Raw genomic sequence first — 24,790 nt, 5'->3', positions numbered from 1 at the left:
ATAAGCTTGTGTCTACTCAAATTCCCCATTCTCAACAACACCCATCAAAAAGTATTACTGCGCCAAAATTATCTCGACCTCGGTTCGACTGGCTGCAACCGCTGATATTGCTGACCCCATCCGGAATTTGGTTGTTGCTTTTGCTAGTACTGCCAACTCTCATCATTTTCGAGTTAAGTTTGGTACCTAATATTCGACCAGGGGACACAGTCAATCCCAGCAGTTTCTACAACTACATACGGATACTCGATCCCCTATACCTGCAAGTTATGTGGCGATCGCTGTTTTTTGCAGTCAGTTCCACGATAATTTGTTTAATCTTGGGATTCCCTGTTGCTTATTGGATTGCTCAAATTGCACCTCAGCGCTGGCGAAACTTGCTTCTGATTGGTTTTGTCTTACCTTTATGGACTTCTTCCCTACTACGGTCTTATGCTTGGATTACAATTCTCCGTCCTACTGGGTTACTCAATAGCATACTAAGCAGCGTAGGCTTACCTACTGTAGATATACTCAATCGCAGCCCTGCGGTATTAATTGGTATGAGCTACAGCTTACTGCCCTACATGGTTTTAATCCTATATGCAGCACTAGAAAAATTAGATAAACGTTTGCTAGAAGCATCTGCCGATCTAGGTGCAAATCCCTTACAAACTTTTTGGAAAGTCACAGTACCCCAAACTCTCACTGGAATCGCTGCAAGTTCTTTTCTAGTATTTATCACTGCATTTGGAGATTTCATCAATCCAGAATTACTTGGTGGTGCTTCCAGTATGACAGCAGCACGGCTTGTCTATAACCAGTTTCTCGGACCCACCCAAAATTGGGGATTTGGTTCAGCTTTGAGTACAACAATAATTTTGGTTATCAGTATTGCTATTGCTTTTTTAATTAAATTTGGTGATGCTACACCAAGAAGGTAAGTTTTATTGGATAGTGGTTAGTAGTTAATAGAATTGCTAACTACTAACTACTAACTACTAACTACCAACAGTAGAGCGATCGCACCCATCTCGAACTTCACACAATTCTGTCTTAGATATGCCTAAAATTCTAGAAAGCGGTGCTAACAAACTATTATCCACTGCTTCACCAGCATAAATACCATTTAGATCTACAGGTGACAGCTTAAAAGTATCGCAAAACTTTGCAAATTCTTGATTGTTCAAGTCGAGTTCCTGTTGTCTTTCCCGAAGTAAAGTAGCGATCGCTCTTGTGCCATACTTAGGACGTTCGCACATAAAAATGTATTTTTTCATCAAATCTTTGACTTGACTGAGTTCCCCACCCGATTGTTTTATTAAATCAATACAAGCTATTTTAAAAGCTTTTTTAATAACTTCATCTTCGTTTAAGAATTTTAAAACCTCATCAGCAAATTCTTGTTTTAAAAATCCTGCAAGAGAACCTTTGTAGTGAATTGCTTGATAAGTTTCGTTTGGGTTTAACTGCCAATCCGATGGTTCTTTATATAATGACATAGCTGCACCTGAAACAAAAAGTTATACCATCTTGCTAAAACAAAGATGATGAGAAATATAAGCTATTCAGCCGCTAACAATCAAAGATGCTATATTAGCCAACACCTATAGTCATCTTTAAAATCAGGGACAAATAATTTCACTCTGTTTTAACCCAAGTTTTCTGCTTGTGTCATCAACGGTGACAGCAATTTTCAGTCAATCTACTTGCTGTCTGCCTTCCAAGCAGCATATTCAGGAATTTGGCTACTTAGTAACACCTCTGTTGACATCCTTATCTCAAAGAGATGGAAGATGTACTTTGCAACGCATTAAAAAACCGCTGGTGTATTGTAGACGCAACAGCAATACACACAAGCGATCGTTTAGAGCATTCAGATTTGACTGTAGAGCAACAAGAAACGGTGAAGCCTCTTGTCACCTATTCCCAGGTTCTACCTGAAAACAAGAAGTAAAAGGAAGATTGTTAAAATCGTCTTTTAGTTATTGCTAGCGCCAGAAGCGGCGAGTTCCGCCAAACGTTCTTGCTGGTCTTGAGAAATACAAGATTGAATCACGTTCTCAAGGTCGCCTTCAAGAATTGTGTTCAGCGAGTAATTTTCACCTAAACGGTGATCGGTGACACGATTATCCTTATAGTTGTAAGTGCGGATTTTCTCAGAACGAGATCCAGTTCCTACTTGACTTCGCCGCATGGAAGTCACAGCTTCTTGCTGTTCGCGCAACTTCATTTCATACAGCTTAGCTCTCAAGATTTGCATTGCCCGTTCTTTGTTTTGTAACTGGCTGCGTTCTTCCGTACAAAAAATACGGATACCAGTGGGTTTGTGGAATAAGTCAACTGCTGTTTCCACCTTGTTGACGTTCTGTCCACCTGCACCACCAGAACGAGCTGTAGTTAGTTCAATGTCTTTCGGGTCAATATGAATTTCCACATCATCCACCTCTGGCATCACTGCTACAGTGGCAGTAGAAGTATGAACTCGTCCCCCAGCTTCAGTAACTGGTACACGTTGCACGCGATGGACACCAGCTTCAAACTTTAGCTTGCTGTAAACGTTTTCACCCTGAATCTCTAGAATGGCTTCTTTAAAGCCGCCCATTTCAGCTAAAGATTCGCTGACCATTTTTACTCGCCAAGCCTGACTATCGGCATAACGCGAGTACATTCGTACTAAATCGCCAGCCCAAATACTTGCTTCATCACCACCAGTACCTGCACGAATTTCCAACATAATGTTTTTGTCATCATTCGGGTCGCGTGGTAGCAGCAATATCTTCAGCCGATTTTCCAACTCTTCGATTTTTTGCTCAAGTTCCTCAACTTCCAAAGCTGCCATTTCTTGCAACTCTGGATCGCCCTGAGCTTCTTTTAACACCTGACGCGCCCCTGCAAAATCTTCCTGGGCTTTTTTCCAGATGTCATAAGTATTCACTACCTCTTCTAATGAAGAGCGAGCCTTTGCCACCTTTTGATACTCATCGGGATTTTTAGCAGTATCGGGGTCGCCAAGGCGACGAGTCAATTCATGAAAGGTTTGTTCAACAGACTTGAGTTTCTCCAGCAGATATATTTCAGCCATGACGAATGCAGTCACTCCTTAAAGATAGCAAATTGGCTTGAGCGTTAGATACGACAAATCGACCCAGCCTATGCAGGGTCGTCGTTAAAAGCTAAAGCCAGCCCGCTACTTTTTCCTTTTGCCGCCGGTTTGACCTTCCATCATGCCGTACTTCCTCATGAAGCGTTCTACGCGACCTTCGGTGTCAATAATCTTCTGAGTTCCTGTATAGAAAGGGTGGTTTCCAGACCAAACGTCTACATGTAGTTCTGGCTTAGTAGAACCTACAGTCATAACCAGTTGACCGTTACAGTAAACTTTGGCTTCAGGATACCACTGAGGATGAATATCTGGTTTAGCCATTTTCTCTTCCGTGGTTGATCTACATCTATTATAACTTTTTGCTAACTGCTAATTGTGACTTGCTGTTAGCGATTAGCCGTCATTAGCGCTTGGAGTACTGAGGTGCTTTGCGAGCTTTGTGCAAACCGTACTTTTTGCGTTCTTTAGCTCGTGGGTCACGGGTGAGGTAACCTTCGCTTTTGAGAGGTGAGCGGTTTTCTGGATCGAGTTGGCAAAGGGCACGGGCAACTCCCAGGCGAACAGCATCTGATTGTCCGGTTAAGCCACCGCCTTCTGCTTTCACCAAAATGTCGTATTCGTTTTCCAAACCCAGAGTTTCCAAGGGTGCTTTGGCAAGGGCAATGTAGTTAGCGTTGAACTGAAAGTAAAGATCTCCTGGTTTGCCATTGACAATCAATTGTCCGGTACCGGGAACTAGACGAACTCGCGCTATTGCGGATTTGCGGCGACCTGTGCCCCAATACATTGCACGACCGGTGTCGTTATCTGTTGCTTGCATTAATTTTCTCCTGGAATTGTTTGAATCTTTAACTCTTTTGGTTGTTGTGCTGCATGGGGATGAGTGGGTCCGGCATATACCTTGAGCTTAGTAAATAGCTGACGCCCCAAAGTATTCTTCGGTAACATACCCTTAACAGCGTGCTCCACAATTCGTTCTGGTAAACGTTGTTGCAGCTTATCAAAGGTTTCGGTTTTCATCCCACCAGGACGACCGGAATGACGTTGGTATATCTTTTGGGTGCGCTTTTTACCAGTAACAGTCACTTTTTCAGCATTGACAATGATAACAAAGTCACCTGTATCCATGTGAGGGGTATATTGAGGTTTATTTTTCCCTCTAAGAATCATGGCAACTTCGCTAGCTAGACGACCAAGGCGCTGGTTTGTAGCATCTACTACATACCAATTATGCTCAAGAGTCTTTTCAGGTGGAAGGAACGTTTTGTTAGTCATTTTCTATTTGTCCTTTGTCAAAAGTCCTTTGTCATTTGTCACAAGTCTTCTGTCATTTGTCCTTTGTCTGGTACAAATAGCTAATGACTAATGACCAATGACAAATTTTGGTTGAGTATCAAACCAAATCTCAGGAGGAAAGGGAAAATCTGGGTAGCCGACTCGCAACAAACACAAACCTTGGGGAGGCGCAGCGTATTTTACTTCTTCCCGTCGTTCAGATTTCCATAAGTCAGTAAAGTCTTCTGGTGTCCGGTGTCCGGCACCAACTTGCACTAACATCCCGACCAATAGCCGCACCATACCATACACTCTTGCAAAGTGGGTATCTTAAGATATTCAGTGAATTTTTCACCCCTGTCTTTGGCGCTTGTGCCAGGGGAGAGAACTTCGACAATCAGCTTGGGAAATTGAATAAATTTGCGGGCGTTGAGGTCTTGAGGGTCGCAACTGACAACAACATCAGGATAGTAGTACTGGCTTTGGGGGCTGACTTGTACTTTCACGTCTGACACATTCACCCGGCAACCTCTGGAACGCAGATGAGGGTATAAGGCTCTGTAAAAGTTTAGAGCAATATCGTTATGGGGAATTGTACCACCCGTCATCGCAAAAACTTCGCCGTTGATATATTCGTAGCGAACGTCCTGCTGAAGTTCCCATTCGAGATATTCCTCAAAGGTCATTTTTTGGGGTTGTTGGGTGATGGCTACCATAGTCTTTGAACACCTTGAGTTTTTCGGGCTTAGTTTAATTGTAGCTTTCGAGGTGAGGGTGAAAGTTAGTCAAAACTCTGGTTCAGTACTTGCTGAAGAGTGCAAATACAGTGCATTTTCTGCACCAGGACATTATTCCTCCAGAACAAATGCCTACCGAGAAGGAATTAGAAGTAGAACTAGCCCGCGAAAATCGAAAACCAACTACTTTTGGCTATTTTGAGGGAAAACCTGACCGAGAAAGTGACGAGATCTTGAATGTAACAATTGATGTAGTAAGTTGGACTTAAAGAAATTGCGCCAAACTTTAGTTGAGGCTCAGAATATTCTTTGGCGCTACTCTGTCAACTTGAATTATCTTGCGACTCAAAAACGTACAATTGAAATCAATCTGCTTAACTACGAAAGACGATTGGAGAGAATTAAGCAAAAGTTAAATGAATTAAACACAGATAGTGAGTTAAAGTTTCTCCAGAAATTTATTGAAGAAGTCAAACGCAGATATTTACAGCAAGTTCAAAGCGACTGCGAAAGTTTGAACCCTGGGTTGACAATAGTAACAGACTTGATTAACGCAATTCGGGGAATCGCGGAGATTGAACGCTCAGAACGCGATAAGCGAAGCTTAACGGCTGAAGCCGTATCGTGCTTTTCAAAGTACTGTAGCAATTGTTGGTGTTGGGTTAGCTGCTAGTTCGTTTGTTGCTTCTATCGCTGGACAATTTCCTGGTGCAACCAACCCAAAGGAAGCAGCGAAATATCCTGTAGGTTCATTTCTATCACAACATGGAGTTCCAGAACCTTGGCTTTCGCCTGTGGTATCCGCAACGGTGAGTGTAGGAGTTGGGATAGTGGCTGCGTTTGTGACTTGGTTTGCCATACAAGTGTTTGCAGGTCGGAAGTAGTAAGTAGAGTTTGCTCTGGTAGTCTTTATAACGCTTCCTGTGCAATCTTAATTCTATTAATTTCACAGATACAGCGCGTTTGCGGTACGTGAGGTACACCAATTGTAGGGTGGCTTTTTAAAACTTGGAATTTGAATTAGGCACTGTACCTCATAAACATCGAATCTACTGTACTTCATAGTAGTGGGAACTAAATGCGGCGTGGCTAGTCGGAGTATGAGTAATTTTACAGGGAGAGAAGAGAAAAAAGAGTAATTTTGCAATCGCTATGGCAATTAGTTATAATCTCTAAATTAAGCTAAGATATTTATTTTAAATTGCTAAATTATTGATATGAGCAGAGATGCGTTGATAGTAGGTATTAATCAATATCCTAACCTGAAAAACTCGTCAACAGGCAAGCCCCAGCATCTCACCACTCCTGCTTCTGACGCAGAGGCGATCGCTCAACTTCTAGAAACCTACGGGAATTTTAGAGTCAAGCGCTTACCCTCCAGCAATCTAGATGGGAAATTGCAGGTCGATCCCAAAAAGCTTATCAAGGCAGAAGAATTAGAAGAAGCAATCGCCGAATTGTTCCTCCCAGAAAGTAGGAAACCTCCAGAGACGGCGCTGTTATTTTTTGCGGGACACGGACTGCGAAAGCAATTAAGAAAAAGTTTGACACAAGGTTTTTTGGCAACCAGTGATGCTAGTCCAAGTAAAAACTTCTGGGGTTATTCGCTACGAGACTTATGGGATATGTTGGAGCAAAGCCAAGTAAAACAGCAGGTTATTTGGTTAGATTGCTGTTTTGCTGGAGAATTACTCAATTTCAATGATACTGAGCTGGGAAGGCATAACTCAGGTTGCGATCGCGCCTTTATTGCTGCGTCCCGTGATTATGAAGTTGCTTATCAACGGTTAGATGGTGAACATGGGATACTGACAGGGTCTCTTTTGAAGAGACTTGACCCTAACCAAATTGTAGAGTTTGAATGGCTTACTAACCATGCACTAGTAGACTCAGTTTTTCAAGATCTACAAGAGTACTACAGAAAAACGAACATTCCTCAATATCCAGTAGCTTACAATTCTGGGGGTGTAATTCAGCTAATTCAAGGAAGAGCTAAATATGAGTCAAAATCAAAAGTCAAAGACACAGATAATGACGCCAAAGAGCGTAAAAATGAGTTATTAGCCCATCTAGCCGAGCAGTTGCGACCTTGGTTTGATACTTTAAAGTATAGATTTGAGTCCGAATGTTTGAAAGAAAACTATTTTGAGTGGATTATTAATCCTCCTATACGGCGACGTGGATACAATCGAATTTTATTGCATGGTATTGCAGGCGAGGGAGGCGTTAAAGATGTGTCAGCACTACACCAGTCAGTAGATGAGCAAAAAACTGACGAAGGTTGGTTAGTAAGCCTTCGCCGCATCAGTCAGGCAGCCCGTAACGAAGTGAAAAAGACAGAAAAACAGCATCTGTGTTGTTTCACATTGGATGAATTACTAGACCAAAATGCAGATTTCAGCAAATATTTTGATTGGTTAGAAAAGCAGATTAAACGCCAGAAAATTGATACTATGTATGTATCCATGTCCTGCATTAAAGAAGAGTTCGATCACATCTCTAAGCAAAAGATTGGGGTGAGTCGTTACGACGAACATAATGGTTGGATTGATGGTTACATCGACCGTTGGTTGGATGATCCTGCTAAAGAACACCTCTCAATTTTAGGAGAATTTGGCACTGGCAAAACTTGGTTTGCCCTTCACTATGCTTGGATCGCACTGCAAAGGTATCGCATTGCTCAAAATCAAGGAATAAAACGTCCTCGCCTGCCAATAGTCATCCCGCTACGGGATTATGCCAAAGCAGCCACTGTTGAGTCATTATTATCCGAATTTTTCTTTCGCAAGCACGAAACTCTGCTTTCTGGTTATTCAATCTTTGAGCAACTTAACCGTATGGGCAAGTTGTTAATCATTTTTGATGGTTTTGATGAAATGGCAGCTAGAGTGAATCGGCAGGAAATGATTAACAACTTTTGGGAATTGGCTAAGGTAGTCGTACCTGGGGCAAAGGTTATTTTTACTTGTCGTACAGAACATTTCCCAGAAGCAAAAGAAGGTCGTGCCTTACTAAATGCTGAATTACGTGCCTCCACGGCTAATCTAACAGGAGAAACTCCTCAATTTGAGGTTTTAGAACTAGAGAAGTTTAACGACCAGCAAATTCGTCAGGTGCTGTTATCCCGAACTGACAATAATACAAGTACAGTAGAAGCAGTGATGAGGAATCCTCAACTTCTGGATCTAGTTCGTCGTCCGGTTATGACAGAGTTAGTTTTAGATGCACTACCAGATATCCAAGCTGGAAAACCTGTAGATATAGCAAGGGTTTATCTCTATGCTGTACGGAGAAAGATGGAACGAGATATTAGAGAGGAACGTACTTTTACATCTTTAGCAGATAAGCTTTATTTCTTATGCGAATTATCTTGGGAAATGCTATCTACTAATAAATTGAGCCTTAATTATCGACAATTTCCAGAACGCATTCTTAGTTTATTCCCAGTAGTACAGGAGCAAAAAGATTTAGACCATTGGCAATATGACATGATGGGGCAAACTATGCTTATTCGCAATGCAGATGGTGACTATACTCCAGCTCATCGATCTTTTTTAGAGTTTTTCATTGCGTATAAGTTAGCTGCAGAATTAGGTGTCTTGGATTCAGAATTTATTGCTCTCGCTAGATCCTCGCCACCAAATTCACCTAAAGATTTGTTGCCAAAAAACTATACTTGGTCTTCATATTTTAAGCAAGAAGTTAATAACAAGAGTGAAACATTAACTATTTCACCAATCAAGAAATTTTCCCAAGAGCCGCTGGAATACTTGTGTACAACTATTGGACAAACACTGTTAACTAGAGCAATTTTTGATTTATTAGTATTAATGGTTGAACGCGGAGAAAACACTGCTAACCAGCTGCAAAGTATCGTTATTTCGACACGAGGAAAGACTACAGAAGAAGTCAAGTATGTTGGTGGTAATGTCGCAACACTTCTTTTGAGACTAAATAAAGCGGGTCTTCAAGGGTGCAATCTTAGGCGTGCTATCATATTAGGGTGTGATTTTACCAACGCAAACCTTCAAAATGTTGATTTCACCGGAGCTAACCTAGAAAATTCTGTTTTCAACATTGGGCTAGGGAGGATTTTGGCAGTAGCATCTAGTCTAGATGCGAAGCTTGCAGCTACTGGAGATGATAATGGGGATGTTCGGTTATTAAAGTTTACTGATGGAGATCATATTAGCACTTTCAAAGGACATACGAATCCAGTAAGAACAGTTACCTTTAATCCTAGTGGTGATATCTTAGCTAGTGGTAGTGAAGATGCAACAGTACGTTTATGGAATATCACTACCAACAGTTTGCATCATACTCTACAAGGACACACGAGATGGGTATGGTCAGTGGTTTTTAGTCCTAATGGTAAGATTTTGGCAAGTGGCAGTGGTGATTGCACAGTGAGAATATGGGATGTTACGTCTGGTGAAGAACGCGGAGTTTTAAAAAAACATATTGGTCCAGTCAGGTCAATAGTTTTTAGTCCTGATGGTCAAACTCTGGCTAGCGCTAGTGAAGATAAAACAATAGTATTATGGGATATCACAACTCTACAATTCACTAAAATTTTTAAAAATGATACAGATTGGGTTCTATCTGTGGCTTTCAGTCCTAATGGTAAAACTTTGGCTAGTGGCAGTGGTGATAGCACAGTTAAGCTGTGGGATGTTGAAACTGGTGAATGCCGTAAAATTTTGCAAGGACATATCAGTCCAGTAAGGCTAATAGCTTTCAGTCCTGATGGTAGAACTCTGGTTAGCGGTAGTGAAGACCAACAAATTAAATTGTGGAATGCAGAAACGGGTGAGAATGATTATTGGCAAGAAAATGTTGATTGGGTTTGGGTGAAATCAATTATCTTCAGTTCTGATGGCAAAACTTTGATTAGCAGCAGTGAAAATCAGGTACTAAGAACATCATCGAATGTCTTGAAGGATCAATATTCCATTTGGCGAGAATCTGTCAATCAGGTTCAGGCGATCGCCTTTAGTAACAATAACAATATTTTGGCTAGTGCCAGTGAGGACCAAAGAATAAGGCTTTGGAACGTTGAAGATTGTAAATGTCGTAGGGTTCTACAGGGAGATATTGGTCGTGTTCTTACTCTTGCCTTTAGCCCCGATGGTAAAACTTTGGCTAGTGGCAGTAGCGATCGCACTGTAAGGCTGTGGAATTATGAGACTGGTGAGTGCCGCATTTTAGAAGAACATGGTAGTTCAGTAAGGTCAATCGCTTTCAGTCCTGATGGTAAAACTTTGGCTGGCGGCAGCCAGGATCGGGTACTGCTTGTGTGGAATGTTTTTACTGGCAAACTTGTCAGAACTTTAATGGGTCATAAAAAGTGGATATGGTCTGTAGCTTTCAGTCCTGATGGTAAGACTTTGGCTAGTGGCAGTGGTGATTGCACAATTAGGTTGTGGGATGTTCAGACTGGTAAATACTGCCAAAGTTTAGAAAAACATAGTAGTCCAGTAAGGTCAATCGCTTTCAGTCCTGATAGTAGAACTTTAGGGAGCGGTAGTGAAGACCAAACAATACGACTATGGGATATTCAAACAGGAGAATGTATTAAAACTTTGCGCGAACATACTAGCTGGGTGCGAACAATCGCTTTTAGTCCTAATGGTAAGACTCTAGCTAGTGGCAGTGAAGATCGGACGTTACGATTGTGGAATGTGTCAACTGGTCAGTGTGAAACAATCCTGCAAGAACATACTAAAGGTATCCGCTCAGTTACTTTCAGTCCTAACGGTAGAATCTTAGCTAGTGGTAGCGATGATGAAACAATCAAGCTTTTTTGGAATATCGAAATTGGGAAAGCTCTGGATGTAAAAACTCTTAGGATTCCCCGACCCTATGAGGGTATGAACATTACAGACGTAATTGGTTTAACGAAAAGTCAAAGAGCTACTTTGAAAGCCTTAGGGGCTATAGAAATAGAAGACTGAAATTCAGCAATTTAATCTTGATTGGGACGTGTTTACAACAACAAAGTATAATAGGGCACTATCAGGTTTATCATTATCTTGAGGATTGCAAAAAAGTTCACTTATCGCTTCTTCTAATTCTTGATTAACTACTCCTCGTAAAACTTTGTATGAAAGGAATAACTGCTTCGGCATCTAGTGGTTTGGCGAAAAAGTATCCCTGTCCAGATTCACATCCTAAAGCTCGAAGTACAGCCAACTGTTCTGCTGTTTCCACACCCTCTGCAATAACATTCAATCCCAAACTATGAGCTGCAGCCCGATCCAATGTACTTTTAAACCTCTGTTCGCTCCTGATTAAAGCGGACACAGCTTGCTTGCGTTCAGTCACATCAATCGCCGTACTAATCACCAAGCTTCTTCCATCAGGTAGGTTACCTAATGGAGCTGAGTAAAAATCCCAAATGCGAGTTTCGCCCATGCAAGTTTTAATAGTAAACTCACCCTCTGAAACTCGGTGCTTAATCTCGTGTAAACGGTCAATGGTTTCTTGAATAAGTTGTTTTTCACTACCGTAAACTTTCTCAGTCCAATCCTTGATAGTAGGTATTTCTTCGTGGGAGTATCCCGCGATCTCTGTCCAAGCGTGATTGATAAGTAGTATCTCGCCATTTCCTGCATGGAGGATAATGGGTAAAGGAGCTTGTAGAATGGCACGACGAAAACGCTCCTCACTCAGTTGCAGGGCGTGAAAAGACTCCCTTAGCTGGTAAGCCATGTGATTGAAAGAATTTGCCAAATCTCCCAATTCATCAGCACGTTGAACGGCATCGAAAACCCTTACAAATGACCAATGACAAATGACTAAGGACGACCCTTACCAGTGACGTTTTTTCTTACCGACCTACTTAACGTTTTCATTAGACATAGGAGTGGAAATTAATTATGCATTATCTAAAACCATTGTAGAGACGCTTCAAACAGCGCGTCTCTACAATCTTTGTTGGAGATGTCTATTGAGTTGAACTGCAAACTAAAGCTGCTAGTTCCTCATTTGTTGCATCTGGGGCTGCAATAGCTTCTATGTTGAGTTGTTTTATCCCTTCAGTTGAAAGTGATTTGACTACTCGATCTTGGCTGTCATAAACTTTTGCTTGTCGGTATGTAGTATCTTTAGTACTGCAATTAGCAACTCCTTCGGCTAATATCTTTGACCATCCCTGGGCGCTTGGCTGATTGACGCTTATGTATAGCCAGAAGGTTTTAGTATTCCCTTGAGGAGTAATACTATTCACGTCTAAATAAGTAGACCCATTGGTTCTATTACTAATGGGTATCCAAAGCTTATCATCATTAGCTTGGGCAGGAAAAGAATTGTTAAGAATAACAAGAACAGTGCCTGATACAAGAAATTTGTAAAAGGTTTTCATGGTTGCTAGAAAATATTTAAATTTAATTTAATTTACTCTATTTAAATTTAAATATTTCTAATAAAATCAAGAAGTCTTGTTAAAGATAGTGTAGAGACGCTTCAAGCAGTGAAATGGTATGAGGGCGCAATACCTGTGGCTAACAATTATACTACAACTATTAACTATCTTCATCAACCTATAGTTAGATTTACTTAACCTTATCCGCTCGTTTTTACATACTTTTAAAGTTTTCATGAAAAAATATCAGAGCATATTTGTAAAAATATTATAAAGCTGGAATCATTTTTTCTAAAATTGCAGTGATTATTTAAAATAATAAGAAATTGGCGTGAATAAACCAAACGCAAATATACCTAAAACCCTTACTAAGGATAAATAACACTGGATAGATAACAACCTTCACTAGTTAACTTTAGAGACATTCACGCAAAGGTATTCTTCACCGTTAAATTCCATGAAATTGACAGTGACAGCCACCTGAAGAAATTGTCCATCCAAGGTTCGGTTAAGAGATTTAAAAGTTAAACAGCCCTGTTGTTTGTAGTCTTGCCAGTGCGATCGCCAATTAGCTGCTGAAATATTTGGATCTATATCGTAAACAGTCATAGTTAACAATTGTTCGCAAGAGTATCCCAAATCTCGACTAGCGGCTTCATTAGCATAGATAAGCCGAGCATCGGAATCTACAAAATAAATTGCATCTTTGAATTTATCCAGATAAAACTGTGAAAGACGCAACCCTAACTCTGCTTTTTGGCAAGCCCTTCGGTAAGCCTCGCTCACACGAATTTCTTCTTGCAGGCGAGTATTTTGCTCTGTCAATTTTTGTTGCAGCCTGCGGATAGTTAGACTATTTTCCACACGGGCAAAAACTTCTTCTTCACTAAACGGTTTGGTAATGTAATCGACACCACCAACAGCAAAAGCTTTAACTTTGTCGAGAACCTCATCCAGGGCGCTAATAAAAATGACTGGGATATCGCAAGTCAGGGGTGATGCTTTGAGGTGTTGGCAAACCTCATAACCATTCATATCTGGCATCATAATATCAAGCAAAATTAAATCTGGTGGGGCTGCTTGTGCTGTCTTTAAAGCTGTTTGCCCGTTAATCACGCGCCGAACCTCATACCCAAGTTGATTGAGCATAGCGGATAAAAGACGTAAATTATCCGGCGTATCATCAACAACTAAAATATTTGCTTTTGGGAGTTGTGTTCTATTAATCATTCTCAATCCGCTTGACTTAAATCGATGATTTTATCAATACGGAAATTATGAACCAAATCAGCCAAGGCGTTTGCCAAAAATGTGTATTCTTCAGGAATTTGCTCAAGCAAGCTGAAAATTTGTTTCTCGTCGGTGCAAAGCGCTGCTTGGTGGAGTTGTGCTATCCACTCAGAAGACATGACTTGTAAGGATGATGGCTCAAGGATGAAAGATGAAGCCGTTGTTCCATTCAGAGTTTGTACTTCATCCGTTGCTTCATAGACATAACGCACTCCCAAATACTGAGCCAACTTTTCTAAAATCACTTCTTCCCGGAAAGGCTTGCGTACAAAATCGTCACACCCTGCGGATAAAATCACAACTTTTTCTTCATCAAAGGCACTGGCTGTGAGAGCAATGATAGTAGTAGCCTGACCTTTCAAATGAGCTTTGATTCGTTTAGTTGCTTCGTACCCATCCATCAGAGGCATCCGCATATCCATCAAAATTAAGTGGGGTTCCCAACTTTCCCACAAATTGACCCCTTCCAGACCATTTTCTGCTCCACGCACTTCAAAGCCCAAGGATGCTAGCATTTGGAATAAGAGTTGGCGATTTTCCCATTTGTCTTCAACTACCAAAATGCGGTAACTGGGTTGGTTGCTTTCCAAACCAATAACGCGCTGTCGTTTTAGCTGAGTTTGAGTCTCAATCCCTTCTACTTGGAAAATTTGGATATCAAAGGAAAAAATTGTTCCTTCACCTAAAGTACTGCTAACAGCAATCTTTCCTCCCATCAATTCCACAAATTGTTGGCTAATTGTTAAACCCAAACCTGTTCCCTGCTGAGATTTTCTACCAGTTTCTGTCTGAACAAAGGGTTTAAACAATTTCTCAACCTCAGAGGGTGCAATTCCAGGTCCAGTATCTTCTACTTCAAAATGAAGGGTTGATGGTTGAGTGTTGACTTTGGATTTTTGACTCTCAACTCTTAACGGCGACATATCAACAATTCTGACCCGCAGTGCAACACCACCTTCGTGCGTAAACTTAATAGCGTTACCAAGAAGATTAATCAAAACTTGGCGCAGTTTACTTTCATCTGTTTGTACATACTTGGGAATTTCAGGACATCGCTCAAATATGAGCTTTAAACTTTTGGATTCTGCTTTTTGTCGAAACATCTCTTCTAAAGAATCAAGCATACTCCATAGGTCAAAGCTATTTTCATTGAGTGTTGTTCTGCCAGCCTCAATTTTAGACATTGACAACACGTCATTAATTAAAGTCAGTAAATGCTCTCCACTACGACTGATAATTTGGAGTTGTTCTAGTTGTGAAAACTTCACAGATGGATCGCGGGTTAATAATTGGGTAAAGCCGAGGATTGTGTTCAGGGGAGTACGGAGTTCATGGCTCATGTTTGCCAAGAATTCACTTTTAGCTCTGTTAGCTGCCTCTGCTTCGTAAGCTTTTTGTTCTAATTTACGGCTGTAATTTTCTAACTGTTCCCGAGAGATTTTTAGCTGCTTTGTCAGCAAATATACACCTATTAATAGAAATACTACGGAAATTAACCCCACTAAGACAATTGTAGCTGCTAGTTGACGAGCAGGTGCAAACGCTTCTTCCTGTTGCATTTCCACTAGGAGAGCAAGGTCTTGATCGTTCAGCCAGCGATACACCCCAATCACTGGTATGCTGGCATAATTTTTATAGAGAGCCTCGCCACTGATGCCACTCATTGCATCATCTATGCCTTTGCTGCTTACACCATCAGGAAATTTTTGGTGATTCGTATCTTCTTTCGATATAAAAGTGTTTTGCGTAATCAAAGAACCAACCAAGTAAGTTTCACCACTTTTCCCCAAGCCTTTACGTTCCCGAACAATTTGGTCAATTCTTTCCAAGTTTAGATTGGCTAATATCACTCCTTGGCGTGTTCCAGTTGCATCCCGCAGAGGTGCCGCTAGAGTTACTGATGATTTTCCTGTATCGGGGGAAACATAAAAAATCGGGTCGAAAGAGTCTCCAGACTCAACTGTTTCAATATAGGTAATATTGGCTAAAATTTCATACTGATTTTCACGCAGTTTATTTGTGGATAAGATGACTTTATTACTGCGATCGATAATAAAAATTTCCTTAAGATTTGGTTTGAGTTTAACAACACCCCGTAAATATTTAGAAAGAAGGATGTAAGAATTTTTATACTCTGTGTCAGTGATTTGCCGATTTAAGAGTATCTTGACGTTAGCTTGTACATCCGGAAACTGAGTTGTCAGGAGAAAATCTCGTTGTTGATCTTCAAACCAACGAATAATTTCTCTCTCTTTGAGGGAGGCGGTGACACGCAGGCGATTGAAAGCAGCCTCTTTGAGTGCCTCTCTTGCTTTGATGAAGGCAACGCTTCCCACAACTCCAACAGTCACCAAAGACAAGATTAAGAAGGAACTGGCGACTTTAGTGGTTAGGTGCTGTTTCCAAAAATTCATGAGAGTTCAGAGGCTTTCCTTTGCCCAGCTACCCGTGCAAGCAGTTAACGTGTTTTATCAGCAATAATTCTTTCTTATTATATACAGGATTTTTCAGGTAAATGAAGTAGGGGCTCTCGGTCGTTCGCCCTTACAATCTGCTATATGTTATTTTGATTTGACGAATTTGTTTGAAAAATGCTACTTCCATTCGGCAAAAATCTGCTCGATTTGCTGAAAAGCTTCCTTAGCTGCTTGTTCTGGGGAAATATTATTGACTACAACTTTTTGGATAGCTTGACCCCAAATATTTTTCATCAAAACTTTGGTATAAGCAGGATTTTTTGCAGTATAAAATAGACGAGTTTGTTCCAGGAGTAACGGTTTGGCAGCAACCGAAATGTGAGGGTCACTCTTATCCTTCCAGAAAGGGTCTTTCCAAACCTGCTTGTGTACTGGTAAGAAACGCCCTCCAGCAGCCTTAAGATAATACCCTACTATCTCTGGTTGTATGAAATATGCCAAAAACTCCTTAGCTAATTTCTGATTTTTAGAATCAGCTAGGACAATTGCTTGCCGAACTAGGGAAATATAACGCATTGGCTTGCCATTAGGTTTATTGGGATACCCAATTGTGCCAAGTTTGTTACGGTAAATATCAGGATTACGGCGTACAGCAGCAGGTATCGAGAGGGAGTTGTTGGGAGTCATCACCACACGACGGTTAAGTAAGCTGCGATTGTTGTCTGGGTTTAACCAGTTTACTGCCTCTGGTGGCACATAGCCCTGGTAGAAAAACTTGGTGTACCAATCTATACAGTTAATAATTCCTTGGCGGACTTTGGGGTCATTAACGCGCAGTTGACCTTTAGAGTCTAAAATCTCAACATCGTAAGCTTCCAAAATCTGCTCAAAGACTTCATAGGTATCTCCAGCGCCCACTGATAGAGGAAAGCCAATTCCATATATTTTTTGATTCTGTCGAGTTCGCAGATTATCCTGCATTTGTTTCCAAAACTCCCAAAAGGCATCCCAAGAATTGGGAATATCCTTTTCGCTCTTACCCCCTAGCTTTAGTAAATCCCGCCAATAAAAAATATGAGGTATGCTCTGGTGAACGGGAACCGCGTAATAGCTTCGCTGTTTTTTGAGATTATTGTAAAAATAAGCGCTTAACAGTATGGTATCTGAATAAAAAGGTTTGATAGGTTCTATAATATCGGAAACGTCTGCTAGCTTACCCTGCCAGGAAAGACTTGCATTGAGAACGCGATCGGCATTGTCACTCATCAAAACATCAGGTGGGTTGCCAGCCTGAATTGCTCTTTGAGTCTTTTTTGATAGCTCATCATTATTGTAAAAAGAAAGCTTGACTTTGTTACCAGTTTGTTGTTCCCACCGGCTCACAACCTGCTGTAGCGCCTCATCCTCTTCCTGAGTAAAGCCCTTATCCCACCAAATTTTTAGGGCTCGGCTGTCACTGGAGGATGGGGTGAGAGATGATGTGTCGGAATTGGAGTTGTGCGTGCAAGAAAAAATAATAAAACTGAGTATCAATCCCATTAAGATAGGGCGACGGATAATTTGTAATATTGTAGTAGTCACTTGGTTAAGTCTTAGCTGATTCTGAGAGCATTGAAAGCGTTTTCTGAATTTTTTTCTTAATAGCATTTCTCATAGCAAATAAAAAATATTTTGTGATTATGACCTTTTTAGCGAGAAATGAATAGTCAAAATTTATCATTTGTCATTTGTCCTTAGTCCTTTGCCCTTAACAAATGACTTTGTAATGACATACTTAAGTAGGTGAGCGGGAATAAACAAAACTGTGTTAGGAAATTTAAACCTACCCAGAATCCTTACAAATGACCAAGGAAAAAGGACTAAGGACGGTTCTCATGAATGAACTTTATTTGTGTCATCCTATTTATATTACAAAATGTAAATACACCAGAAACCCTTACTAATGACAAATGACAAATAACTAAGGACGATCTTGCCATTTAGCAAAAATGCCCTGTATTTGTGCTGCTGCCTCATCAGTTGCTTGTTCTGGAGAAACACCATCGACAACAATTCGATTGAGAGCTTTTGCCCAAATATTCTCATCCAAAATAACACTATAAGCTGGGTGACGCACGTAATCCAAGGGACGTGTTGAACCTTGGATTAATGTTTTAGCAAGACTTGAAATGTGTGAATCCTTGGGATTTGTCCAATAGGGGTCTTTCCATACAGACTTCAGCACGGGAAAGTTACCGCGTTCACTTGCTTTCAGGTATTGGTTTAATATTTCTGGTTGAATTAAATATGTGAGAAAGTTCTTGGCTATCTCCTGATTCTGAGAATTAGCAAACAATACAACTTGACCAACGGTAACTATATAGCGCATTGGTTGTCCATTAGGTTTGTTAGGAAATTTTAAAGTGCCAAGTTTGTTATTGTAGGTTTCCCTATCTCTGCTTACCGTACTGGGAATTGAGAGGGTCATATTAGGAGTCATCACCACAGCACGGTTGAGCAAACTCCGATTGTTGTCCGGGTTTAACCACCTTAAGCTATCTGATGGTACATAACCTTGCTGATAAAACTTAGCATACCAGTCTAAGACATTAATAATTTTTTGCCTCGTTCGGGGATCGCCAATAAGAAGTTTACCTTGTTCATCAACAATTTTTACATCATAGGCTTCTAAGATATGTTCAAGAAAAATATAGGTATCCGCAGAGTCGATTGAGTAGAGCAAACCCAAGCCATAAAGATTTTGTTTTTGTTTTGTTCGCAGTTCATTATGCACTTGTTTCCAAAACTCCCAAAAACCATTCCAGTCCGTAGGAATGCTAGTTTCGCTCTTACCTATTTGCTTCAGCATATCCCGCCAGTAAAAAAAGTGCATTGTTGTTTGAGTAATAGGAACTGCATAATAGCTGCGCTTTTTCTGAACATTATTATAAAAATGAACAGCTTCCAATACAGACTCGGGAAAAAGATTCTTAACTGGTGCAATGACATCAGAAACATCTGCTAGTTTGCCTTCCCAAGCAAAACGCGGGTTGAGTTCCTTGTCAGCTCTAAAACTTAGCATAATGTCAGGTGGATGACCTGCTTGTAGCGATCTTAAAGCTTTATGCGGTAATTCATTCAAACCATAGAAGGAAAGCTTTGCTTTATAACCGCTCTTCTTCTCCCAATTTCTAACAACTAAGGCGAGTGCTTCATCTTCTTCTAGAGCAAAACCCTTATCCCACCAAATCTTTAAGACTTTATCATTTGTAGGTGATAACCTAACAGAAGGTTGTCTTAATTGTGATTCTAAAGTGGGCGTTCGATCGCAAGCAAAGATTGTCAAACTAATTGCCAATGCTATTAGTATAGAGAATCTAAAGCGATCGCGAGTTTTTCTGCTCATAAACCAAAAAAAGGATAAAGTATGAAGGATAAAGGATAAAAAATAGGTTGATAAATTAATCTAAGCCCCTCAGTTTATTGATTTAGTTTACTTCATATTTCATCCTTCATATTTCATCCTTCATATTTCATCCTTCATACTTTCTCTACTGCCATTTGGCAAAAATTTGATGAATTTGCTCCATTGCCTCATTGGCTGCTTGCTGTGGAGAGATGCCATCGATCGCGATTCGATTGAGAGCTTTCCCCCAGACATTTTGCTGTAAAACCTGGCTGTATGCTGGGTTTTGGACAAAATAAAACGGACGTGTTTGACCTTTGATGAGTGCTTTAGAAGCCGTGGAAAGGTGCATATCTGAAGGATTTGTCCAAAATGGGTCTTGCCATACTGGCACCATGACTGGTAAGTATCGACTTCCAGCAGCTTTGATATATGCTCCTATTGTTTTGGGTTGAACTAAGTATGCCAAAAAATCTTTAGCTTCTTTCTGTTTGGGAGAATTAGCAAACAAAATTGCGGCATTAACCGCAACTAAGTAGCGCATTGGTTCGCCATTGGGTTTGTTAGGAAATTCTAAAGTGCCAAGCTTGTTACGATAGGTGTTAGAATCTTGGCGCACGGCAGCAGGAATGGAAAGTGTTGTGTTTGGAGTCATGACCACAGTACGGTTAAGCAAGTTGCGATTGTTATCAGGATTTAACCATTTGATTGAGTTTGGTGGTACGTAACCTTGCTGGTAAAATTTTGCATACCACTCTAAACTCTTAACAATGCCTTTACGCACATTGGGATCGTTGAAGCGGAGTTGACCTTTAGAATCGACTAGTTGGACATTATATGCCTCTAAAATTTGCTCAAAGGTATAATACGTATCGGCAGAAGCACCGGAAAATGGAAACCCCAATCCGTAAATAAGTTGTTTTCTATCCTGTTGATGCCGAACTTGCAAGTCATCTTGCACTTGTTTCCAAAATTCCCAAAAGCCATCCCAATCTTTGGGAATATCGCTTTCACTACGACCGACTTGCCTGAGCATATCCCGCCAATAATGTACGTGAATAGTTAATTGATTGATGGGCACTGCATAGTAGCTACGCTTTTTCTGAACACGATCGTGAAAATGAACGGCTTCTAGGGCAGCTTCAGAATAGTACTTCTTCACTGGTGCAATGACATCTGAAACATCAGCCAGTTTGCCTTCCCACGCCAGACGTGGAATTAACTCTCTTTCTGCACTGCTACTCATCACTATGTCAGGCACATTGCCAGCCTGAAGTGCCCTTCTGGTTTTCTCAGGAAGCTCATCGTTACTATAAAAAGCAAGTTTCACTTGGTTGCCACTTTTTTTTTCCCAGTCTTTAATTAGCTTAATTAAAGCGTCATCCTCTTCTATGTTGGCACCTTTGTCCCACCAAATCTTTAAAGCTGTACTATCAGTAGAAGATTCCACATTTGGGGATATATTTAATTGAGATGTCTTGCTGCAAGCAACAGTTATCAAGCTGAAGATGAGTATTTTTAGCGCGTAGCGACGGCTGGCAAGGATTGATAATATAGACATTTGTTTAAATAATGTTAATTGTACTTCAGCGCTCGTTAACGTCGCTCGCAAAGATTGCGATCGCTGTCACTTATATCAACGTTTGTTGTCAAATAATCACGCACCCAATCACAGGCGTAAACAAGAAGCTCATCTAAAGCCAAAACACGATTCAAGTTCCACAGAATAACAATTTTGTCATCGCCGACTGAGGCTAAAGCTTGACCGTTGGGGCTAAATGCAACCCCTTTGACCATATCGCTATGCCCGGAAAGAGTCGTCAGCAACTTACCGTCAATCCTCCAAAGTGTAATGGTGTTATCCGAACTTGCCGAAGCAATCATCTCACCATTTGGGCTGATATCAACTGCATTTACCCCTGCACTATGTCCACTCAGGGTAGCTAATGGTATACCGTCAATTGTCCAAAGTTTGATTGTCTTGTCGGCACTAGCTGAAGCAATAATATCGCCATTGGAACTGATAGCAACTGCATTGACTTGATTGTTATGCCCTGAGAGGGCTTTCAGTAAAGCCCCGTCCGATTTCCAAAGTCTAATAGTGTTGTCATCACTAGCCGAAGCTATGATTTTACTGTCAGGGCTAATAGCCACTCCATTCACCCCAGAGGTATGTCCACTCAAGGTGGCGTAGAAGCGGGTTTCAAACTCCCCCGTGCTACTGCGCTTCCAGAGTCTGACTGTTTTATCATCACTCACCGATGCAATCAATTTGCCGTCGGGGCTGATAGTAACCCCTTTAACCACATCAGTATGCCCGACAAGAGTCTTCAGCAATTTACCATCTGCGTTCCAGAGTTTAATGGTTTTATCTGAACTTGCGGAAGCGATGGTGTGACCGTCTGGGCTAATAGCAAGTGCATTGACTCCCGCGTTATGACCCCTGAGATTCATGTGCATTGTCCCATCTGGGTTCCAAAATTTTACCGTATTGTCCCGACTTGCCGAAGCAATCATCTTGCCATCACGAGTAAAAGCAACGCCATTAACGGCATCCCTGTGCTCGGGAAAAGTCATCAATAATACGCTGTTTCGCTTCCAAAATTTAACGGTGTTATCCCAACTCGCCGACGCAATCATCTTGCTGTCAGGGCTGATAGCAATTTCCCTAACTCCGGCGTTGTGCCCCATAAGAGTTGCGACCAAAGTGCCATCCGGTTTCCAAATTTTTATCGTCTTATCTCGACTTGCTGAAGCAATGAAAGTCCCATCAGGGCTAATAGCAACTCCCTCAACTTGATTATTATGTCCCGTTAGGGTTGCGTAGGGACGGGTTTCAAACTTGCCCTTACCGTCAATGTTCCAAAGCTTGACGGTTTTATCTGCACTCACTGAGGCAAGTATCTTCCCATTAGGGCTAAAATAAACTCCTTCAACTTCATCGCTGTGCCCTTTTAGCGTGCGTAGTAACGTACCATCGATTTTCCAGAGTTTGACTGTTTTGTCATCACTTGCTGTAGCAAGCATATTGCCATTGGGGCTGATGGCTACTGCTTCAACTTCATCGCTGTGCCCTTGAATTGTACGTAGTAAAGTTCCATCAGGTTTCCAGAGTTTAACTGTCTTGTCATCACTTGCTGAAGCGATGATTTTGCCATCGGGGCTAATAGCAACTGCCTCCACTGCATCGCTATGTCCTTTCAGGGTTGCGTAGGGGCGGGTCTCAAACTTCCCCCTAGCATCACTATCTATTTTCCAAAGTTTGACTGTCTTGTCTTCACTGCCAGATGCAACGAAGATATTTTTTTCCCCTTCTTTGCCTGTGTTACCAACGGGGCTAATAGCAACTGCGTTTACTCCCGCACTATGCCCTTTTAGGGTCTGGATCGAAGTTCCATTTGGTTTCCAGAGTTTAACTGTCTTGTCCGCACTCCCAGAAGCAAAAATCTGACCATCTGAACTAATGGCAATCGCGTTTACCCCCGCGCTATGCCCTGACAAGCGGTTATACTCTGTCACCTCATAAATCGCCTGTCGCAACACAGATTCAATCTGTGTTTGGGTCTGTGGATCTGCACCTCCGAGGCTTTGCAGTCTTTGCCTTGCCCTAATTGCATCTATCAGTGCATCTAATTTTTTATCTGAAGCAAATAAAGCTTCAGAAGATGTGGCTATTGCTTTGAGTTCGCTTAACAGTGCCTTACGGTACTGGATGAATGTTGCCACTCCCAGACTTAAAGCCATCGCAAATGCCAAACTCACTGCACTGAGAGAGACTCTCTGAAGTTTGGCAACTTTTTGCTCTTGAAACAGTCTTGCTTGGATTTCCTTAGTACACTCTGCCGCTAACTGAGTTTCTACTTCTCGCCTATCGAGTTCTTGGCTAGCTGCTAAAAATTGATAATCTAGTTCGCTCAAACTTTTGCCAACTGCCCAAGCTTGTGCTTCTAGCAGGGCTTGTCCCCGTAGCAACCTTGAAGAATCTTGACGTGATGATGCAATCCAAGCATCTAAAGCTTGTCCGTAAGGTCGCAGTTTGGCTAACTGTTTCTCTACCCATGCTTGATTGAAAATTTTTTGATAAATGCGGTTCTTTACCTTTAATTTTCCCTCCTGCTTGACGACCAAGCCCGACAGTAAGAGCTCTATTTGCTCTGGTGAGTCATCTGTCGGTACCTCAATACCTTGTAAAATTTGCTGATAAAGTGCCAACAGGCTAGCAGTACGTTGTTCGTTACTGAGGAGGCGATCGCGAATTGTTTTCAAATGTTCTGGTTCATCTTGAGCTTCCCAATTGTCAATAATGTGTGTTTGTACGAGCTTGTCAAGAATAATTGAAGGGAACTGGTAATAAATACTGATGAGATGATAATTAACTATAGGTAAGTGATAATCCAACTTGTATCGTTCTTTGGTTTCCAGACCTCCTGCTTCCTCATGTAAATCCGTGCTGCCACTAATTCTTTCATGTTCCACAAGGTGGCATAGCTTTTGAGTCAGAAATGGCTGACCATCAGTCCAAGCTAAAATTTCTTTGAGCACTGCCATAGGATTAGCCACCTTATCCCCCAATCCTGCGGCGAGTGGTTCCACTTCTGACAACTTAAAACCCTGTAAATCAATAGACGTACCAATATTAAATGGGGTACGAGTTCGGTCAGAGATTAAATCCGAAGGAGTTGCCACCCCAAACAATGCCCAAGTCAGACGGTTATATTCTGGATTTTCTGCTCGCTGGTTGTAGCAAGACCGAATCAAAGCAAAAAAATCAGCAACTGGGAAATTGAGGCTAAGAACGCTATCGATCTCATCAATAAAAATAAAGATTTTTTCACTTTTTAATTTTTCTAATAAAATATCTTCAATAAACTGACTTAATCGCTGTAAAGGAGGTAAATCTTCACGCTCATTCCACCAAGTTTTTATATTAACTGTCCCAAAAAGATTAAAACCCCGCAATAAATCAACGACTATTCCTTTATACCATTGAGAAGGGGTAACATTGCCATTCCCAATCCTGGTCATATCAATAGAAGCACAACAATAACCTGTTTCTTGAAGTCGATACCTCATTCGCAAACGCAAGCTTGATTTTCCCATTTGCCGGGAACTAAACACATAACAAAATTCGCCTTTCATCAAGGCATCATAGAGGTCAAAATCAGCTTGCCGTTCGACATAGCTAGGAGCATCCATTTTGAGACTGCCCCCAACTTGATACTCATACTTATTCATAAC

19 protein-coding genes and 2 pseudogenes are annotated in these 24,790 nt (G+C 41.2%); 5 read left to right on the top strand and 16 right to left on the bottom strand.

Annotation, left to right across the window (positions count from 1 at the left end; genetic code table 11):
• Positions 1 to 8: 8 nt before the first annotated feature.
• Positions 9 to 923: an ABC transporter permease gene (locus ACYRY3_RS33905; RefSeq protein ID WP_460206060.1), complete on the top strand. Its 915-nt coding sequence runs from the start codon at positions 9 to 11 to the stop codon at positions 921 to 923.
• 57 nt (positions 924 to 980) lie between these two features.
• On the opposite strand, the gene ACYRY3_RS33900 is transcribed toward ACYRY3_RS33905, so the two are convergent.
• A complete protein-coding gene (locus ACYRY3_RS33900; RefSeq protein WP_460206059.1) occupies positions 981 to 1,481 on the bottom strand; it encodes a hypothetical protein in 501 nt (166 codons plus the stop codon).
• 287 nt (positions 1,482 to 1,768) lie between these two features.
• Between ACYRY3_RS33900 and ACYRY3_RS33895 the strand changes: the two genes are divergently transcribed.
• A complete protein-coding gene (locus ACYRY3_RS33895) occupies positions 1,769 to 1,936 on the top strand; it encodes a hypothetical protein (RefSeq protein ID WP_460206058.1) in 168 nt (55 codons plus the stop codon).
• Positions 1,937 to 1,960: 24 nt separating this feature from the next.
• On the opposite strand, the gene prfA is transcribed toward ACYRY3_RS33895, so the two are convergent.
• The 6 genes and pseudogenes from prfA to ACYRY3_RS33865 all read right to left on the bottom strand — a co-directional run.
• Positions 1,961 to 3,064: a peptide chain release factor 1 gene (prfA, locus tag ACYRY3_RS33890; protein ID WP_460206057.1), complete on the bottom strand. Its 1,104-nt coding sequence runs from the start codon at positions 3,062 to 3,064 to the stop codon at positions 1,961 to 1,963.
• A 105-nt stretch (positions 3,065 to 3,169) separates the two neighbouring features.
• A complete protein-coding gene (gene rpmE / locus ACYRY3_RS33885; protein ID WP_460206056.1) occupies positions 3,170 to 3,406 on the bottom strand; it encodes a 50S ribosomal protein L31 in 237 nt (78 codons plus the stop codon).
• An 82-nt stretch (positions 3,407 to 3,488) separates the two neighbouring features.
• The gene (rpsI, locus tag ACYRY3_RS33880) at positions 3,489 to 3,905 is read right to left on the bottom strand and encodes a 30S ribosomal protein S9 (RefSeq protein WP_460206055.1); all 417 of its coding nucleotides are present in this window, start codon (positions 3,903 to 3,905) and stop codon (positions 3,489 to 3,491) included.
• Positions 3,905 to 4,360 carry a 50S ribosomal protein L13 gene (rplM, locus tag ACYRY3_RS33875; protein WP_460206054.1) on the bottom strand — a complete coding sequence of 152 codons (456 nt, stop codon included), beginning with the start codon at positions 4,358 to 4,360 and terminating at the stop codon, positions 3,905 to 3,907. The genes rpsI and rplM overlap by 1 nt, the downstream gene beginning before the upstream one ends.
• Positions 4,361 to 4,447: 87 nt before the next feature.
• Positions 4,448 to 4,672: pseudogene (locus tag ACYRY3_RS33870) on the bottom strand (tRNA pseudouridine(38-40) synthase TruA); the annotation flags it as partial.
• Positions 4,663 to 5,076 (bottom strand): annotated as a pseudogene (locus ACYRY3_RS33865) (Uma2 family endonuclease); the annotation flags it as partial. The pseudogenes ACYRY3_RS33870 and ACYRY3_RS33865, both read right to left, overlap by 10 nt.
• Positions 5,077 to 5,186: 110 nt before the next feature.
• Here ACYRY3_RS33865 and ACYRY3_RS33860 point away from each other — a divergent pair.
• Both ACYRY3_RS33860 and ACYRY3_RS33855 read left to right on the top strand, forming a co-directional pair.
• Positions 5,187 to 5,366: a hypothetical protein gene (locus ACYRY3_RS33860; RefSeq protein ID WP_460206053.1), complete on the top strand. Its 180-nt coding sequence runs from the start codon at positions 5,187 to 5,189 to the stop codon at positions 5,364 to 5,366.
• A 5-nt stretch (positions 5,367 to 5,371) separates the two neighbouring features.
• Positions 5,372 to 5,770, top strand: coding sequence for a hypothetical protein (locus tag ACYRY3_RS33855; protein WP_460206052.1), 399 nt, complete (start codon positions 5,372 to 5,374; stop codon positions 5,768 to 5,770).
• Here ACYRY3_RS33855 and ACYRY3_RS33850 read toward each other — a convergent pair.
• On the bottom strand, positions 5,729 to 5,956 hold the full coding sequence (locus ACYRY3_RS33850; RefSeq protein WP_460206051.1) for a hypothetical protein: 228 nt from the start codon (positions 5,954 to 5,956) through the stop codon (positions 5,729 to 5,731). The two genes, ACYRY3_RS33855 and ACYRY3_RS33850, sit on opposite strands and share 42 nt — an antisense overlap.
• A gap of 358 nt (positions 5,957 to 6,314) precedes the next feature.
• Here ACYRY3_RS33850 and ACYRY3_RS33845 point away from each other — a divergent pair, with 358 nt between their 5' ends.
• Positions 6,315 to 11,051, top strand: a complete 4,737-nt coding sequence (locus tag ACYRY3_RS33845; RefSeq protein WP_460206050.1) for a WD40 domain-containing protein — start codon at positions 6,315 to 6,317, stop codon at positions 11,049 to 11,051.
• Positions 11,052 to 11,175: 124 nt separating this feature from the next.
• On the opposite strand, the gene ACYRY3_RS33840 is transcribed toward ACYRY3_RS33845, so the two are convergent.
• From ACYRY3_RS33840 to ACYRY3_RS33805, 8 genes are all read right to left on the bottom strand, one after another.
• Entirely contained in the window at positions 11,176 to 11,808 is a 633-nt protein-coding gene (locus ACYRY3_RS33840) for a sensor domain-containing phosphodiesterase (RefSeq protein ID WP_460206049.1), read from the bottom strand.
• Between the two features lie 235 nt (positions 11,809 to 12,043).
• The gene (locus tag ACYRY3_RS33835; protein ID WP_460206048.1) at positions 12,044 to 12,460 is read right to left on the bottom strand and encodes a surface-adhesin E family protein; all 417 of its coding nucleotides are present in this window, start codon (positions 12,458 to 12,460) and stop codon (positions 12,044 to 12,046) included.
• A 405-nt stretch (positions 12,461 to 12,865) separates the two neighbouring features.
• Positions 12,866 to 13,690 (bottom strand): response regulator, encoded by an 825-nt coding sequence (locus ACYRY3_RS33830; RefSeq protein ID WP_460206047.1) that lies wholly within the window; start codon positions 13,688 to 13,690, stop codon positions 12,866 to 12,868.
• A 2-nt stretch (positions 13,691 to 13,692) separates the two neighbouring features.
• Positions 13,693 to 16,164 carry a hybrid sensor histidine kinase/response regulator gene (locus ACYRY3_RS33825; RefSeq protein WP_460206046.1) on the bottom strand — a complete coding sequence of 824 codons (2,472 nt, stop codon included), beginning with the start codon at positions 16,162 to 16,164 and terminating at the stop codon, positions 13,693 to 13,695.
• A 180-nt stretch (positions 16,165 to 16,344) separates the two neighbouring features.
• Positions 16,345 to 17,748: an ABC transporter substrate-binding protein gene (locus ACYRY3_RS33820; protein WP_460206045.1), complete on the bottom strand. Its 1,404-nt coding sequence runs from the start codon at positions 17,746 to 17,748 to the stop codon at positions 16,345 to 16,347.
• A gap of 379 nt (positions 17,749 to 18,127) precedes the next feature.
• Positions 18,128 to 19,552, bottom strand: a complete 1,425-nt coding sequence (locus ACYRY3_RS33815) for a sugar ABC transporter substrate-binding protein (protein ID WP_460206044.1) — start codon at positions 19,550 to 19,552, stop codon at positions 18,128 to 18,130.
• 145 nt (positions 19,553 to 19,697) lie between these two features.
• Entirely contained in the window at positions 19,698 to 21,113 is a 1,416-nt protein-coding gene (locus tag ACYRY3_RS33810) for an ABC transporter substrate-binding protein (protein ID WP_460206043.1), read from the bottom strand.
• Between the two features lie 35 nt (positions 21,114 to 21,148).
• Positions 21,149 to 24,787, bottom strand: coding sequence for a WD40 domain-containing protein (locus ACYRY3_RS33805; protein WP_460206042.1), 3,639 nt, complete (start codon positions 24,785 to 24,787; stop codon positions 21,149 to 21,151).
• Between the last annotated feature and the right edge of the window lie 3 nt (positions 24,788 to 24,790).

The organism is Scytonema sp. NUACC21 (genome assembly GCF_054684315.1).
This window is presented reverse-complemented; position numbering and strand designations above follow the sequence as displayed.

Bases quoted from the DNA above. Each gene is read 5' to 3' on its own strand.
- ACYRY3_RS33900 (WP_460206059.1), bottom strand. From the start codon at position 1,481: ATGTCATTATATAAAGAACCATCGGATTGGCAGTTAAACCCAAACGAA.
- ACYRY3_RS33895 (WP_460206058.1), top strand. From the start codon at position 1,769: ATGGAAGATGTACTTTGCAACGCATTAAAAAACCGCTGGTGTATTGTA.
- prfA (WP_460206057.1), bottom strand. From the start codon at position 3,064: ATGGCTGAAATATATCTGCTGGAGAAACTCAAGTCTGTTGAACAAACC.
- rpmE (WP_460206056.1), bottom strand. From the start codon at position 3,406: ATGGCTAAACCAGATATTCATCCTCAGTGGTATCCTGAAGCCAAAGTT.
- rpsI (WP_460206055.1), bottom strand. From the start codon at position 3,905: ATGCAAGCAACAGATAACGACACCGGTCGTGCAATGTATTGGGGCACA.
- rplM (WP_460206054.1), bottom strand. From the start codon at position 4,360: ATGACTAACAAAACGTTCCTTCCACCTGAAAAGACTCTTGAGCATAAT.
- ACYRY3_RS33850 (WP_460206051.1), bottom strand. From the start codon at position 5,956: ATGGCAAACCAAGTCACAAACGCAGCCACTATCCCAACTCCTACACTC.
- ACYRY3_RS33845 (WP_460206050.1), top strand. From the start codon at position 6,315: ATGAGCAGAGATGCGTTGATAGTAGGTATTAATCAATATCCTAACCTG.
- ACYRY3_RS33840 (WP_460206049.1), bottom strand. From the start codon at position 11,808: ATGGCTTACCAGCTAAGGGAGTCTTTTCACGCCCTGCAACTGAGTGAG.
- ACYRY3_RS33835 (WP_460206048.1), bottom strand. From the start codon at position 12,460: ATGAAAACCTTTTACAAATTTCTTGTATCAGGCACTGTTCTTGTTATT.
- ACYRY3_RS33830 (WP_460206047.1), bottom strand. From the start codon at position 13,690: ATGATTAATAGAACACAACTCCCAAAAGCAAATATTTTAGTTGTTGAT.
- ACYRY3_RS33825 (WP_460206046.1), bottom strand. From the start codon at position 16,164: ATGAATTTTTGGAAACAGCACCTAACCACTAAAGTCGCCAGTTCCTTC.
- ACYRY3_RS33815 (WP_460206044.1), bottom strand. From the start codon at position 19,552: ATGAGCAGAAAAACTCGCGATCGCTTTAGATTCTCTATACTAATAGCA.
- ACYRY3_RS33810 (WP_460206043.1), bottom strand. From the start codon at position 21,113: ATGTCTATATTATCAATCCTTGCCAGCCGTCGCTACGCGCTAAAAATA.
- ACYRY3_RS33805 (WP_460206042.1), bottom strand. From the start codon at position 24,787: ATGAATAAGTATGAGTATCAAGTTGGGGGCAGTCTCAAAATGGATGCT.